At 61.1% G+C, this 14,616-nt stretch carries 15 protein-coding genes; all 15 read right to left on the bottom strand.

Going from position 1 to position 14,616, the window contains the following annotated elements; all coding sequences use genetic code 11:
- Positions 1-456: 456 nt before the first annotated feature.
- Entirely contained in the window at positions 457-1,047 is a 591-nt protein-coding gene (locus tag ACR0MO_RS02315) for a CvpA family protein (protein WP_170450215.1), read from the bottom strand.
- Positions 1,048-1,087: 40 nt separating this feature from the next.
- A complete protein-coding gene (gene radA, locus ACR0MO_RS02320) occupies positions 1,088-2,452 on the bottom strand; it encodes a DNA repair protein RadA (RefSeq protein ID WP_480889506.1) in 1,365 nt (454 codons plus the stop codon).
- Positions 2,453-2,572: 120 nt separating this feature from the next.
- Positions 2,573-3,352 carry a kinetochore Spc7 family protein gene (locus tag ACR0MO_RS02325; protein WP_480889508.1) on the bottom strand — a complete coding sequence of 260 codons (780 nt, stop codon included), beginning with the start codon at positions 3,350-3,352 and terminating at the stop codon, positions 2,573-2,575.
- A 151-nt stretch (positions 3,353-3,503) separates the two neighbouring features.
- Positions 3,504-3,956: a paraquat-inducible protein A gene (locus tag ACR0MO_RS02330; RefSeq protein ID WP_480708278.1), complete on the bottom strand. Its 453-nt coding sequence runs from the start codon at positions 3,954-3,956 to the stop codon at positions 3,504-3,506.
- Positions 3,953-4,582 (bottom strand): hypothetical protein, encoded by a 630-nt coding sequence (locus ACR0MO_RS02335; RefSeq protein ID WP_480708276.1) that lies wholly within the window; start codon positions 4,580-4,582, stop codon positions 3,953-3,955. Before ACR0MO_RS02335 ends, ACR0MO_RS02330 begins: the two co-directional genes overlap by 4 nt.
- Positions 4,583-4,594: 12 nt before the next feature.
- On the bottom strand, positions 4,595-5,341 hold the full coding sequence (locus ACR0MO_RS02340; protein ID WP_480708274.1) for an ABC transporter ATP-binding protein: 747 nt from the start codon (positions 5,339-5,341) through the stop codon (positions 4,595-4,597).
- On the bottom strand, positions 5,338-6,120 hold the full coding sequence (locus ACR0MO_RS02345) for an MlaE family ABC transporter permease (RefSeq protein WP_170621896.1): 783 nt from the start codon (positions 6,118-6,120) through the stop codon (positions 5,338-5,340). Before ACR0MO_RS02345 ends, ACR0MO_RS02340 begins: the two co-directional genes overlap by 4 nt.
- Complete coding sequence (gene alr, locus ACR0MO_RS02350; protein WP_480889513.1) at positions 6,117-7,151, bottom strand: alanine racemase; 1,035 nt, start codon at positions 7,149-7,151, stop codon at positions 6,117-6,119. The genes ACR0MO_RS02345 and alr overlap by 4 nt, the downstream gene beginning before the upstream one ends.
- A 219-nt stretch (positions 7,152-7,370) precedes the next feature.
- Entirely contained in the window at positions 7,371-8,447 is a 1,077-nt protein-coding gene (locus tag ACR0MO_RS02355; protein ID WP_480889516.1) for a Hint domain-containing protein, read from the bottom strand.
- 117 nt (positions 8,448-8,564) lie between these two features.
- Complete coding sequence (locus ACR0MO_RS02360) at positions 8,565-10,055, bottom strand: replicative DNA helicase (RefSeq protein ID WP_170450230.1); 1,491 nt, start codon at positions 10,053-10,055, stop codon at positions 8,565-8,567.
- A 225-nt stretch (positions 10,056-10,280) separates the two neighbouring features.
- Entirely contained in the window at positions 10,281-10,961 is a 681-nt protein-coding gene (locus ACR0MO_RS02365) for an orotate phosphoribosyltransferase (RefSeq protein ID WP_480889518.1), read from the bottom strand.
- 138 nt (positions 10,962-11,099) lie between these two features.
- Entirely contained in the window at positions 11,100-12,281 is a 1,182-nt protein-coding gene (locus tag ACR0MO_RS02370; RefSeq protein ID WP_170518991.1) for an ammonium transporter, read from the bottom strand.
- Positions 12,282-12,488: 207 nt separating this feature from the next.
- Complete coding sequence (locus ACR0MO_RS02375) at positions 12,489-12,956, bottom strand: CinA family protein (RefSeq protein ID WP_170518988.1); 468 nt, start codon at positions 12,954-12,956, stop codon at positions 12,489-12,491.
- Entirely contained in the window at positions 12,953-13,450 is a 498-nt protein-coding gene (locus ACR0MO_RS02380; protein ID WP_170518984.1) for a phosphatidylglycerophosphatase A family protein, read from the bottom strand. The genes ACR0MO_RS02375 and ACR0MO_RS02380 overlap by 4 nt, the downstream gene beginning before the upstream one ends.
- Positions 13,447-14,577, bottom strand: a complete 1,131-nt coding sequence (locus ACR0MO_RS02385) for a bifunctional 2-C-methyl-D-erythritol 4-phosphate cytidylyltransferase/2-C-methyl-D-erythritol 2,4-cyclodiphosphate synthase (RefSeq protein ID WP_480889523.1) — start codon at positions 14,575-14,577, stop codon at positions 13,447-13,449. Before ACR0MO_RS02385 ends, ACR0MO_RS02380 begins: the two co-directional genes overlap by 4 nt.
- Positions 14,578-14,616 lie beyond the last annotated feature (39 nt).

The raw sequence follows: 14,616 nt of genomic DNA on the forward strand, positions 1-14,616 counted from the left end.
GCCCCCACATAATGCCTTAGAACGCGCCTGTCATCAAAGGATCACAAATACACAATGCCGCAGATGGGTTTTGTGCAACCGTGATCCCGGGCCAAGGCTGATGACATATGATTTCATTTATGCTGACATGTCGGAAAGGGCGCGAAAACCAGGGGATATAGCGGGCAGGGGGCTTCTATGTGGCAAAACAGGGCACCATCGAAGAAAGATGAAACACCCAAGCGGCGGTGCCATCGATGTCGCGGCATGGGGCGAGCGCCCTGTCAGATCTGCAACGGCTCGGGCGAGGTCATCAAAAGCCGCGATATTCACGGCAAGCCGATCACCAGCCGCTGCGACGGCTGTTTCGGGCTGAAGACAATCCGATGCACCGTATGCGGTGGAGAGGGGTTCGTTTAGCTTGACACAAAAAAGCCCGGGCAGTGCCGGGCTTTCCGTAGACTGGTAAAGCAGCAATCAGTTGCCGGTGTTTTCAGCAGCAGGGGCCGAACCGTTCGAAGTGCAGCTTGCCACCAGCTCTTCATACTGCGCGGTGACCCAGCCCAGGGCGGCCTCGGGGTTCTGCTCTTCGATCTGCGAGCTGAACTGTTCGAACACCTTGGCCGAGCGGCTTTCATCCACGATTGTATAGGACTGGCCGGTCATGACCGTGTCGTAGACAAAGAAGGCGATGGCAACCAGCAGGATGCCACGTGCAATGCCGAAGAAGAAGCCAAGCGCCTGATCCAACCCGCCCAGAGCGGAACGCTGCACCAGTGACGAGAACAGCGGTGTGAAGATGCTGACCACGATCAGGGCGATGGCGAAAACGGCGGCGAACCCTGTGATCACCGACAATTCGCAACTGTCGCGCAGGAAATCCCCGACAACTGGGATTTCCTTGACCAGCGGAACAGCCTGCGGTGCAAAGATGAACGCAAGGACTGCCGCCGCGACCCAACCTGCGATGGCCAGAACCTCGCGCATGAACCCGCGCGAATAGGCCAGCAGACCTGACAGCACGATGATCAGGGCCACAACCCCGTCAATTATTGTAAAACCTTCCATGGCCCTCGCCTGTTCTTTTTCTGCCCCTCGCGGCGCGACTTTAACCTGCTCCGAAGGTTTCGCCAACAAACCCAACCAAATCAGAGGGCCGGGTGAGTGTCAGACCTGCCACAGTACCGGTTTTGCCGCCAGCCGGAGCGATTGCCGACGTGAAACCAAGTTTTTGGGCTTCTTTCAACCTGTTTTCGGTCTGCGGGGCCGGTCTAAGTGCCCCGGATAGAGAGATTTCTCCGAAAACCACCGTGTCTGCGGGCAGGGCAGTGTCTTCGCGCGCGCTCAGCAGCGCGGCGGCAACGGCCAGATCGGCGGCGGGTTCGCCGATTTTCAGGCCTCCGGCGACGTTTAGATAGACGTCCAGGCCAGTGAACGGAACGCCGCATCGCGCCTCGAGCACGGCAAGGATCATCGCCAAACGCCCGCTGTCCCAGCCCACAACCGTGCGGCGCGCCTGCGAATGGGGCGAGGGCGCGACCAGCGCCTGTAACTCGACCAGAACGGGGCGGGTGCCTTCAATGCCTGCAAACACGGCGGAACCGGGGCTGGGCGTGCCGCGTTCCGACAGGAACAGGGCCGAGGGGTTGGTGACTTGGGCCAGTCCCTTGCCGGTCATCTCGAAGACGCCGATCTCATCAGCGGGGCCAAAGCGGTTCTTGACGGCGCGCAGGATGCGGAACTGATGGCCGCGCTCGCCCTCGAAATAGAGCACGGTGTCCACCATATGTTCGACCACGCGGGGGCCGGCGATCTGACCTTCTTTGGTGACGTGACCGACCATGATGATCGATACGCCATGTCGTTTCGCAAACGTGGTCAATTCATGCGCGGCGGCCCGGACTTGTGACACCGAGCCCGGCGCGCTGTCCACATTGTCGGCCCACATTGTCTGAATCGAGTCGATGATGGCGAGGCCCGGTTTCTCGGCCTCAAGCGTTGTAAGGATGTCGCGCAGGTTGGTTTCTGCGGCCAGATGGACCGGTGCATCTTCCAATCCCAACCGGCGGGCGCGCATGCGGACCTGAGCGCTGGCTTCCTCGCCCGAGACATAGATGGTTTTGACGCCCGCGCGCGCAAACCGCGCTGCCGCTTGCAACAACAGGGTGGACTTGCCGATACCGGGATCCCCGCCCACTAAGAGCGCCGATGCGGGGACGAGGCCGCCGCCCAACACGCGGTCCAACTCGTCCACCCCGCTGAGTGTACGGGGTGGCGGTGTCTCCTCGGTCGACAAGTCCGTGAGTGCGATGGACGTGCCCCGCTTGCCGCCGAGGGATTTCTTGGCCGGACCCGCCGAAAGCGGCACGTCCTGGGTGATTGTGTTCCATTCGCCGCAGGCGTCGCAGCGGCCGGACCATCTTGTATGCGTGGCACCACAGGCCGAGCAGGAGAAGGAAGTCGTCTTTGCCATGTGGCCTTTGGTGCCCGAGGATGGGCGGTTCTTCAAGCCCTTGCGGGCTTTCATCCCCGCCGGTGGCGCGCTGCGGGCTCAGGCCCGACGGGCCATCCCCCGCAGCGGGAGCTGACGCGCCTATTCCGCCGCCCGAGGGGGGGACATTGCGATGACGCTGGACGCGCTTGGATCGTTGTCATCAGGGGGGGATTGCAATTGGGCGGAAAGTTCCGGCAGCAACTCGAACAACTCGTCCCGCAGGCGGCTGAGTTGGGATTTGGCGATGGATTCCTCAATCTCGATGTCGCGGGTCCATTGGCTGAGTTCGTGCAGGATGGTCTGCGCATCCTCGATCCGCTTCTGGAACAACTCAACCTCTTCCTGCCGCTGTTGCAGGAAGGTGCGGGCGCGTCTGACACGATCCTCGCCGTAGGTTTCGGCCAGTTCCTGACTGACCTGGCTCATCTGGGCCGCCGTTTCCAGAACTTCAGGTTCCAGCGCCTGCAGGTCGGGGTGATCCCGCAGAAAGGCCATCCGTTCCTTCACCGCGTCGAATTCCGAGGCCAGCGCAAACGCCCCGCTGCGGTCTGCGGCATGGGCCACCTGATAGGCATGGGCGATGTCCTCCATGTTCAGCGAGAACTTCCGATGCGCGTTTTCCAGCGCCATCATCCGCGCATTGGAGGGCAGGTAGAAGGCCAGCATCAGAATCAGGCAGGTCAACCCGATCTGGATATAGGCGCCCGCATCGATGGGGCCGCCGACAAATCCGGCCTGCATCGACAACCACGGCCAGACGCCGAGCGCGGACAGCGATGTAGCGACAACTGCGCCAAGCGCTGCGGCGCATATCAGGAAAAAAGTCAGTCTTAAAAAGGCATTCTGAAATTGCAATGTAATGTTATGGAGCGCGGCCATGATAGTCCTTCTCCTTTTCAAACCGGTACACACCGGACCGGAGCGGAGGGAAAGATCAAACACGCAAGGTGATCCGCTGCGGACCCGTAAACGACAAAAAACTTTGCTGCTCGAATACTAAAATGATACTCAGATTAATGTTTTCAATCAATTAGGTCTGAGGATTTCGTGAACTGGATGTCATCTCGGTAATATAGCCGAGCGCCAGAGAGGCCAGAATGCAGGCGGTGAACAGGTACAGTCCCCATGCGGTTTCGATGGTGGCGTAAGAGATGCCTTTGGCCAGCGTAATATAGAGCGCGATCAGGAAGATGTCGGCCATTGCCAGTTTGCCGAGGATGTTCAGTGCGGGTTGTAGCCGAGCATCCATCAGGTCCCATTGGATCAGCGCGGTGCCGATGGTTTTGACGTAAGGCGCGACGAGGGCGAAGATTGTGACGACCAGCGCGAGGAAGACGTCGGATTTCCAAAGCGACTGGAGGCCGGTGATGACGCTGATCTCGCTGAGGCCAAAGATGGGGAGGAGACCGGCGCGCATCAGCGGGGCGAACCACGCGATGGGGTAGAGGATCAGGAGCGAGAGGGTGGCGAGGCGGAGGGTCATTCCTCAGATTCTTCATCTGGGGCGGGGAGACGTTTTACTTCGTCGGGTGCCGGAATCTGATCATACTCCTTCGATCCGGCACGCGCGATTTGCGATACTTCCTTCATGCGCTTAGTTAGAGGTTCGATATCTTTTCCAAATTTCCCTAGCGTCTCTCCAACGTCAGATACCCCAGCTCTAACTATATCCAGCAGCCCGTCGGGTTGTTCAACTTGGTGCTCGATTCCCGCAATGCGGTTGAGCAGGCGGCGTTTGTGAGGTTGATCAAAAATCTCGGTTGCTAAGACAATTTTCCTCATCTCTGAGCATAGTTCCAAAACTCGCTGTTTGTCTTCTTTCTTCAAACTGAATCGCGGAGCTAGTTCCGCGTCTAGATGGCTTTCTTGAGGCTGCTGGAAGCTTTCATTTAAGCCTTCGAGGTAGCCAAGCACTCTTTCCATTTCCTTGAGCGCGACATGATACTGACCGTCATCAACACTCGCATCGTATGCATCGTCCAGATTTTCTATTGCTGCTCGTGGTCCATCTTCCAGAGAGGTGGCAAATGCTTTAACTCTGTGGAGCAACCTCGTATTTGTTCGTTCTGACTCTACACAAAATGATAGTTCGCTAATTAGCTCATTCATGCCTAGTATCTCCTACCGCACCGCCTCAATCGGCCCTTCTGCACTCCCGCTGATGAACTGCTCCAGATACGGATCGCCCGAGGCGTCCATCTGGCCCACAGGCCCGGTCCACTGGATCACCCCGTCATGCAGCATCGCCACGTTGTCGGCAATCGCGCGGACGGAGCTCATGTCGTGGGTGATGGTCATGGCCGTTGCGCCCATTTCAGTCACGATTTCCCGGATCAGGTCGTTGATGACGCCGGACATGATCGGGTCCAACCCGGTGGTGGGCTCGTCGAAAAAGATGATCTCGGGCTCGGCGGCGATGGCGCGGGCGAGGCCGACGCGTTTCTGCATCCCGCCGGACAGTTCCGACGGGAAACGGTCGGCGACGTTGGATTTCAGGCCAACGCGGCGCAGTTTCTCGATGGCGATTTCGCGGGCGTATTCGGGTGGGCGTTTCAGCGGGCCGCGCAGTAGGCGGAAGGCGACGTTCTGCCAGACGGGTAGTGAGTCAAACAGCGCCGCGCCCTGAAACAGCATGCCGAACCGGGCCAGAAAGGCATCCCGGTCGCCCTTGGTGGCGTCTTTTCCGTCCACATAGATCATGCCGCTGTCGGGCTTGATCAGGCCCAGAATGCATTTCAGCGCCACCGATTTGCCAGTACCCGAGCCGCCGATGATGACCATCGAGGTGCCCTTGGGAATCTCAAGGTTCATGCCCTGCAGGACGTGGTTGTCGCCAAAGGCTTTGTGTACGTTCTCCATCCGGATCATAGCGAGAAGAACACCCCCGTGAGAACGAAGTTGGCGGCCAGGATCAGCACGGCGGCGGCCTCGACCGAGCCTTTGGTGGCGCGGCCCACGCCTTGCGCGCCGCGGCCCGAGGACATGCCGTAATAGCAGCCCATGATGGCCGCGATCATGCCGAAGGCGGCCCCCTTGACCAGTGATGAGACGATGTCGCGCGTCTCAAGGAAATCCACCGTGTTTTTCAGATAGGTCGCTGGGTTGAAGCCCAGGTTTTGCGTGGCAACCGTATAGCCGCCCATGATGCCGATCACATCGCCCACCGCGACCAAAGCAGGAACGGTGATCACCGCCGCCAGCACGCGAGGGGCGGTCAGGTATTTCATCGGGTGGGTGGACAGCGTGACCAAAGCGTCAATCTGTTCGGTCACTTTCATGGTCGCGATTTCTGCGGCGATGGACGAAGTCACGCGCGCGGCGATCATCAGGCCGACCAGTACGGGGCCCAGCTCGCGCACCATGCCGATTGCGACGATCTGGGGGACCACGGCCTCGGCATTGAAACGTGCGCCGCCGGAATAGATCTGCAGGGCCAGCGCGCCGCCGGTGAAGATTGCGGTCAGGCCGACCACGGGCAGGGACAGCCAGCCGATATTCAGCAATGCCATGGCGAATTCGCGCGGGTAGAAGGGCGGTCGAAAGATATGCGACACCGCGTCCAGCGCAAACAATGCGACGCGTCCGAACGCAGCCAGCATGTTCAGGACCGCGCGGCCCAATCCGCCAAGCATCAGAATGGGGTTCATTCCACGTAACCCCGCGAGTACCTGCGGCCCAGTGACGTCAGAATTTCATAACCGATCGTCCCAGCGGCCTCGGCCAGATCATCCACGGTCTGGTGGCCGTTCAGGATGCGCAGGCGTTCGGGGTCCTGCGGCAGGTCGGTGACATCGACGGTGATCAGATCCATCGAGATACGGCCCACGACCGGGCAGGGCTGATCGCCCGAAAACGTATCGATGCCGCCGCCAATCGCGCGGTGCAGACCGTCCGCATATCCCGCCGCCACTGTGGCGATGCGCGATGGACGCCGGGCAGTCCAGCTGTTGCCATAGCCTACGGATTCTCCGACTTCCACGGCGCGGACCTGAATGACCGGCAGATCAACCGTGACCACCGGCTTGGCCCCGGCAAAGGGCATGCCACCATACAGGCCGACGCCCGGACGGCAGAAGTCGAAATGGAACTCGGGGCCCAGCAATGTCCCGCCCGTCGCCGCAAGCGAGCGCGGCGCGGTGACACCGTCGGTCATCTCGCGGAAGGTTTTCAGTTGCTGTTGGTTCATCGGATGATCGGGCTCGTCCGAACAGGCGAGGTGGGACATCACGACCACCGGGTTCAGCGCCTCGGCCTTGGGGCGCAGCTCGGCCCAGTCGGCGGGTTCCAGCCCCAGACGGTTCATGCCGCTGTCAAGCTGGATGCCGAACGGGTGATCGGGCAGGGCCTGCATATGGCGCTGGAACTGCTCGGCCGAGTTGATCAGCGGCGTCAGATCGTGATTGCGCAGCAGATCGGTGTCACCCTCCATATGGCCGGAAAACACGGCAACCATCGGTCCCGGGCCAACAGCCTCGCGCACGGCGACGCCTTCCTCGGCGACGGCGACGAAAAACTTGCGCACGCCTTCCTCGGCCAGCGCGCCGCTGACGGGTCCGGCCCCCAGCCCATAGGCGTCGGCCTTGACCACGGCGCCGGTTTCAACATTGGTCTTTGCATCCAGCGCCCGCCAGTTGCTGGCAACGGCCTGAATATTGATTGTTAGTCGTGCTGTACTCATGCGTCGTTCATGCCATTGCGTCGTGGCAGGTCAAGGGGGTATCGGGCTTTTCCCGACAAGATACGCTGCGACATAGGCAGCATCTGGCTGAGTACAAACGGTCCGCGCGGCTGTCGAGCGTAATCTTTTGCAAGAACACCATTGTTTGAAAGGGGTTTGGATTATGTGACATCTGGCGTCAAACGCGGCGGAAGCCAATTATCGTTGACCCGCTTCGGGTCAAGCCGATCCCTGCGCAGGCGGCGACAGCAGCGGTTTTTCGTTGCTCAGATGCCGCGCCACCAGTTTGCGCTGCTGCCTGCCGCTGGGAATGAAACAGGCAGGCTTGCCGGTCTGTGCCTCAGCCGCGTTCAGCGCGGGGAACAAGGCCAGCAATTCAGCCCGCGCCTCTGGCGTGACGGCAAACACGGCCTGCGGGCCGGTGAACAGACTTTCGCTGGGCGCGCCTTCGGCGAACAGGACAACATGGCAATCAAACACCAGATGGTGATAGGTGACCTGAGTGATGCTGTCGTCGATGAAGATACCGGGTAGGTCGGTCAGCCGGATTGCCGAGATCAGCACGTCCTGCGTTCCAAACATCCGCCCGGCAATCGGCGACCGCACCAGCATGCGATGTTGACGCGAAACCAGCAGATCGCGCCCCGGCAAGCTCTGGCCCAAGGCTCCGGCCACGATACGGATCGGGCGCAGCTCGGGTTGCGAGATCAACTCGGACTGTCGCAGAGCGCGGGAGAGATTCAGCCGCAGAGGCAGATACGCTCCGGTTGCGGTCAGGACCAAGTCGCCGGGTTTCAGGTTTTCGACGGCAATCTGCCCGCTGTCGGTCTGGATCAGAGTGCCGGTCGCAAAACAGGGCGCGCCCGGGCTTGGGTTGTCGTTGACGACGTAGTTGATGCCATCGGTCGACGTGATCGACTGCGTTGAATCTGTCAGGTCCGGATCGCTGTCGTTGCCAATGCGGTTTGCGGTCAGACCATCGGCGGCCCCTTCGGTGGCCGTGACGTCGCCGTCGAATGACACGAACGCCAGAACGGTGCCGTTGTCATTGAGGGATACCGCGCCAAAGCGATTGATGCGCGCGTTCAAAACGTAATAGTCGAACCCGCCGACCGTGGTCATGGTGCCGCTATCGACCGACGTTGTGCTGCGCACTGTGCCGTTGGGGTTATACACCTCGACTGTCAGGCCCGAGACACTCTGGCCCGTGGGCACCCGGATTTCGATGAAGTCGTCATCCGGGTTGTTGAAGCCCGGACCGTTCCGGTAGCGAATTTCCGAGATGATGGCTGGCAAATTCCGCGCGTCCTTTTCAGAGCATGGCCTCTATCTAGCCCCATTCCCAGCCTGCCGTACAGGTGAGAGGCAACGGCATTCTCCCCGTGGGTCAGGGGTGCCCGGCATCAGCTTGGGTCAGTACCCCTCGATCTCGCCGCCCTGCTGCCAGGGTTTGACCAGATTGCCAAAGCGGGTGAACTGCGCCTCGAACGACAGTTCGACCGTGCCGATGGGGCCGTGGCGCTGCTTGCCAACAATGACCTCGGCCTTGCCGTGCAGGCGTTCCATGGCCTGCTTCCACTCTTCCATCTTTTCCAGCTCGTGATCGCCGGGCTTTTCGCGTTCCTTGTAATATTCCTCGCGGAACACAAACATCACCACATCGGCGTCCTGTTCGATCGAGCCCGATTCCCGCAGGTCGGACAGTTGCGGGCGTTTGTCGTCGCGGTTTTCCACCTGACGCGACAGCTGAGACAGGGCGATAACCGGTATGTTCAACTCTTTGGCGATGGCCTTCATACCCATCGAAATCTCGGCGATTTCGTTGACGCGGTTGTCGGCCATGCCGCGGCACAATTGCAGATAGTCGATCACCAGCAGGTCCAGCCCATGCGTTCGCTTCAACCGACGTGCACGCGCCGCAAGCTGTGAGATCGGCAGGGCCGGGGTGTCGTCGATGAACAGCGGGCAGGCTTCCAGTTCCTTGGCCGCGTCCACGAAACGGCGGAACTCGGCCTCGGTCATGTCGCCCTGACGGATCTTGTGGCTTGAGATTTCGGATGCCTCGGCCAGAACCCGGCCCGCCAACTGCTCCGCGCTCATTTCAAGCGAGAAGAACCCAACCACACCGCCATCAATCGCGCCCTCGGTGCCATCCGGTTTCAGCCCGCGCTTGTAGGCTTTGGCCACGTTGAACGCCACGTTCGTCGCCAATGAGGTTTTCCCCATCGATGGACGCCCCGCCAGAATGATCAGGTCGGAGGGGTGCAGGCCCCCAAGCTGTTTGTCGAGATCGGCCAGACCGGTGGAAATCCCCGCCATGCCGCCACCGCGCTGGTAAGCCTCGTTGGTGACGTTGACGGCTTCTGTGACCGCCTTGAGGAAGGATTGAAACCCCTGTTCGGTCTGGCCCTGCTCGGATAGCTGATAGAGCTGTTGCTCGGCCTCGACGATCTGTTCTTTCGGCTCGCTGGACACATCAACCCGCGCCGCCTTGTCCGAGATGTCCCGGCCCAGCCGGATCAGCTCGCGCCGGATGGCGAGGTCATAGATCATCTGGGCGTAGTCATGCACCGCAAAGGCGCTGATCGACGCACCTGCCAGTTTGACCAGATAGGCCGGTCCGCCCAGTTCCTTCAGGCCCTCATCCTCGGCCATGAAGGATTTCAGCGTCACGGGCGAGGCCAGCGCATTCTTGGCGATGCGGTTGGCCGCGACCTCATAGATGCGGGCATGGACCGGATCATAGAAATGCTCGGCCCCAATGATCGAGGCGACCCGGTCATAGAGGTCGTTATTGGTCAGGATTGCACCCAGAAGCTGCTGTTCGGCCTCAATGGAATGCGGCATGGTTTCGGCGTTCTGAATCTGTGCCGCTGCCTGCTCGATACTGCTGATCTCGTTCATTTTGTCCCCGCTGCCCGTTCCGAGGTTTTACACGCGAAATACTGTCGCAAGCTATCTGGAAATACCTGTGGCTAACTTAGGGTAAAGCCTAGGGATAACTTTCCAGACAGCTTGGATGCCTGTGTATGCGTAGCTTATTATGTAGGAATTGCGGGAAAAGTCACCAGATATCGTGGCGAACTGGCCGATTCTTCCGGGGTTATCCCCAATCCTTCCACAAGAGGTTTACGTTGGTTTATTGGCCTCTTGCCAGCCGCGCGGGTCGTTCAGGAAGGCTTCGACGCCGCTAAGGGTCTCTTCGTCAAAGGCCTTTTGCGCCTTGGCCTCGGCCAGAACGTCCCACCATGTGCAAAGGCTGTGCAGCTTCACGCCATGATCGCCCAGCGTCTTTTCGGTCTCACGGAAAATTCCGTAGTAGAAAATGACCGCCGTATGCCCGCAGGTCGCGCCGGTTTCGCGGATCGCATCGACAAAGGACAGTTTGCTGCCACCATCGGTGGTCAGGTCCTCGACCAGCAGCACGCGTTCCCCTTCACTCATCGCGCCTTCGATGCGGGCGTTGCGGCCGTAGCCTTTGGGTTTCTTCCGCACATAGGTCATCGGCAGAGCCATACGCTCGGCCACCATTGCAGCAAAGGGGATGCCCGCCGTCTCGCCGCCTGCGATATTGTCGAACGCCTCGAACCCAGACTCGCGCATCACGGTGACGGTCAGGAAATCCATCAGGGTCGAGCGGATGCGGGGGTATGAGATCAGCTTGCGGCAGTCGATATAGGTCGGGCTGGGCAGGCCAGAGGCCAGCGTGAACGGCTCGCGCGAATTGAAATGCACGGCCTTGATCTCCAGCAGCATGCGCGCGGTCAGGCGGGCGATTTCGGTGCTATCGGGGAATGAGCTGGGGATCATGGTGCAAACCTCTGGGCTGAAAACACGTTGCGGGCTGATAGCCTGACCCTTTGGCCGGAGTCGAGGGGGTGAAAAAAGAAAAGCGGACCCCCAAGAGGTCCGCTTAGGCCCTTACGGGCAGAGCATGCCAAGGTGGGCTTAGCTGCTCATGTCATAGGCCCGCTCGCCGTGTACCGACAGATCGAGCCCGTTTGTTTCGGTCTCGGCGTCTACGCGAAGTGGGGTGATCAGCGCAACCACCTTGACCAGTACAATCGTGACAACTGACGTAAAGACACCCACGATCACCAGCCCGCCCAGTTGCGCGGTCCAGGTGCCCAGACCGAACAGTGCAATCATAAGGGTGCCAAAGATGCCGCCCACCCCATGCACCGCGAACACGTCCAGCGTGTCGTCGATATTCAGCTTGTTGCGGATCACGAACACCGCCTCCTGGCACAGGATGCCTGCCACAGCGCCGATGATCAGCGCCTGAACCGGGCCGACAAAGCCCGAGGCCGGCGTGATCGAGGCCAGACCCGCGATGGTGCCAGTCACCAGACCGACCATCGAGGCTTTGCCAAAGCGGATTTTCTCCCACAGCGCCCAAGTTAGCGAGGCGGTGGCCGCGGACAGATGTGTGACGGTCATGGCCATCGCGGCCCCTCCGTCAGCGGCCAGTTGCGAACCGCCGTTGAAGCCGAACCAGCCGACCCACAGCATCGCGGCACCGACCATAACAAAGCCCGGATTGTGCGGCGGTGTCGTGCGGTTGCGACGCGGTCCGAGGATGACAGCGATGATCAGCGCGGCCAGACCGGCGGTTTCGTGGACAACGATGCCGCCCGCAAAGTCGCGCACGCCGATCTCACCCAGAATACCGCCATCGGCCAGCATCCCGCCGCCCCAGATCCAATGCACCACCGGCGCATAGCACAGCAACATCCACAGCGCCGAGAAAGTCAGGACAAAGCCAAAGCCCACGCGTTCCACATAAGCGCCGACGATCAGCGCGGGGGTGATGATGGCAAAGGTCATCTGAAAGGCGAAGAACAGAATCTCGGGCAGGGTGCCTGCAAGGCTGTCCACATCGACGCCGTTCAGGAACGCTTTGCCCAAACCGCCCCACAGCCCACTTTCGCCGGGGCCGAAGGCGATGGAATACCCCGCGACCAGCCAAAGGACGCTCATCAGGCAGGCGATGCTGAAACAGTGCATGAAAACGCTCAGCACGTTGCGGGCGCGCACAAGGCCGCCATAGAACAGGGCAAGCCCCGGTAGTGTCATGAACAGGACCAGTGCGGTTGCAACGATGATCCAGGCTGTATCGGCTCCGTTCATGGGCCGGTCTCCTTTTCCCTGCGGATGCTCCGGGACGCCCATCGGGGCAGGTCGGAGCCATGTGAGTGATTGTGCGGGGCGTTGAAGCGGAGGCGGGGTGAGGAAAAAAGAGGCAGGGGTGGAAATTTGCGCCTAATTTGGCGTCTTTTGTTCAACTGATGACAGTTTTTGCATCAGTTGCGGGCGAATGCCTGAAAAACGGGCGGTTTAGGAAAAGGCCTGATGCAGCAGGGCCAACGCATGATCCCGCGCCGCCTTGCGCACAGCGTCCCGTCCCAAAGCACCGAATTCGACGGTTTCGGTGCGGGTTTCCAGCCCGTCACCGGCCAGCCCAAAGCACACGCGCCCCTCGGGCTTGAACTCTGATCCGCCGGGGCCCGCGATGCCGGTAACCGACACGGCCAGTCGCGCCTGCGAGTTTCGCAGCGCGCCCTCGGCCATTTCGCGGGCGACCTCTTCGGACACCGCGCCGTAGGCGTCCAGAGTGTCAGGGCGCACACCCAGCAAGTCCTGCTTGGCTTGGTTGGTGTAGGTCACGAACCCGCGTTCGACCACGGCGGAACTGCCGGGAATATCGGTCAGGGCGGCGGCCACCATACCTCCGGTGCAGCTTTCGGCCGTGGCGATCATGACGCCGCGTGCCTTTGCCAGATCAAGCAGGGCGGCGGCGGTCACAGCCCCAGAACCCCATGTGCGATACCGGCCAGAACCGCGACGCCAATCGCAGCGAACACCCCGGCGATCACATCGTCTAGCATCACGCCCATCGCGTCATTGCGCCGGTCGGCCCAGCCGACGGGGCCGGGTTTGGTGATGTCGAACAACCTGAACAGCAGGAAACCCGCAATCCAACCGGGCCAGAGCGCCGTGATCTCAATCCCGTGCGCCCAGGCCGGATAGGACACGGCCCAGAGCGCGATGAACTGGCCCGCGACCTCATCAATCACGATTTCCGACGGGTCGTGATCGTCCTGACCAGCGGTCATCACGCGCGTTGCCCACACGCCTGCGATAAAGGTCGCAACGGTGGCAATGGCCAGCAGCGGAAAGCCACCCAATGTGTGCAACAGCCAGGCCAGGGGCAGGGCGGCCAGCGATCCCCAGGTCCCCGGAGCCGGACGCAGGTGGCCCACGCCACAGACGGTTCCGATCAGGCGCGCGGCGTTCATGCCTTCACCAGACAGGCGGTGGCCAAAGCGGCGATGCCCTCACTGCGCCCGGTAAAGCCCAGACGCTCGGATGTGGTGGCCTTGACCGAGACCTGACCGACCTGCAAACCCATGATTCTGGACATCTCTTCCCGCATCGCCTGCGCATGGGGTCCGATCTTGGGGTATTCGCAGACCAGCGTGCAATCGGCGTTCGAGATGCGATAGCCCATTTGCCCGGCCAGTTCGACGGCGTGGCGCAGAAAGATCTCGCTGTCGGCCCCCTTCCACTGCGGGTCAGTTGGCGGAAAATGCTGCCCGATGTCGCCCTGCGCCAGTGCGCCATAGATCGCATCCGTCACCGCGTGCATGCCCACATCCGCATCCGAATGGCCCTGCAACCCACGCTCATGCGGGATTTTCACGCCGCACAGGATTACGTGATCCCCCTCGCCAAAGCGGTGCACGTCATAGCCGTTGCCCAGCCTTACATCCATATCCAGCCCCAATATGCGTTCTGCCCGGGCAAAATCCTCGGGTCGTGTGATTTTGATATTATCCGGGTCGCCCGGCACGATGGTCACGTCCAGCCCTGCGGCGCGCGCGACCTCGACATCATCCGCTGCGCCGCCGGGATGGGCGGCATGTGCTTCGGTGATCGCCTCGTAATCAAACCCCTGCGGGGTTTGCGCCGCAAACAGGCCCGTGCGGTCCTGCGTGCCAGTAACCGAACCATCCGCCCCGGTCCAAAGCGCGTCCGTGACCGCCAGACCCGGTGCAGCGGCCTTGGCCGAGGTCAGAGCCTCCAACACGTTTCGAATAGTGTTTTCCGCCACGCAGGGGCGGGCGACATCGTGGATCAGAACGCGGGTGACGCCTTGGTCCGCCAACGCCGCCAACCCGTTGCGCACGGATTCGGACCGGTCATTGCCGCCTGCGGTCAGGGTCAGGCCACTGGTTCGATATGCCGCCCACGCCGCGTCGTCGTCGGGCGAAAGCACCAGAACGATCTGATCGACCTGACCGCGAAACCTGGCGATGGTCCAGTCTGCCACTGTGCGATCGCCCAGCGTGCGCCATTGCTTCGGCGCACCCCCTCCGGCGCGGGTTCCGCGTCCGGCGGCGACGATGATGGCGGCGGTTGTCATTTGGGGCTCGGCCTTCCGTGGTTCTCGCCATTGTTTAGG

The sequence above is a fragment of the Ruegeria sp. K5 genome (assembly GCF_056531805.1).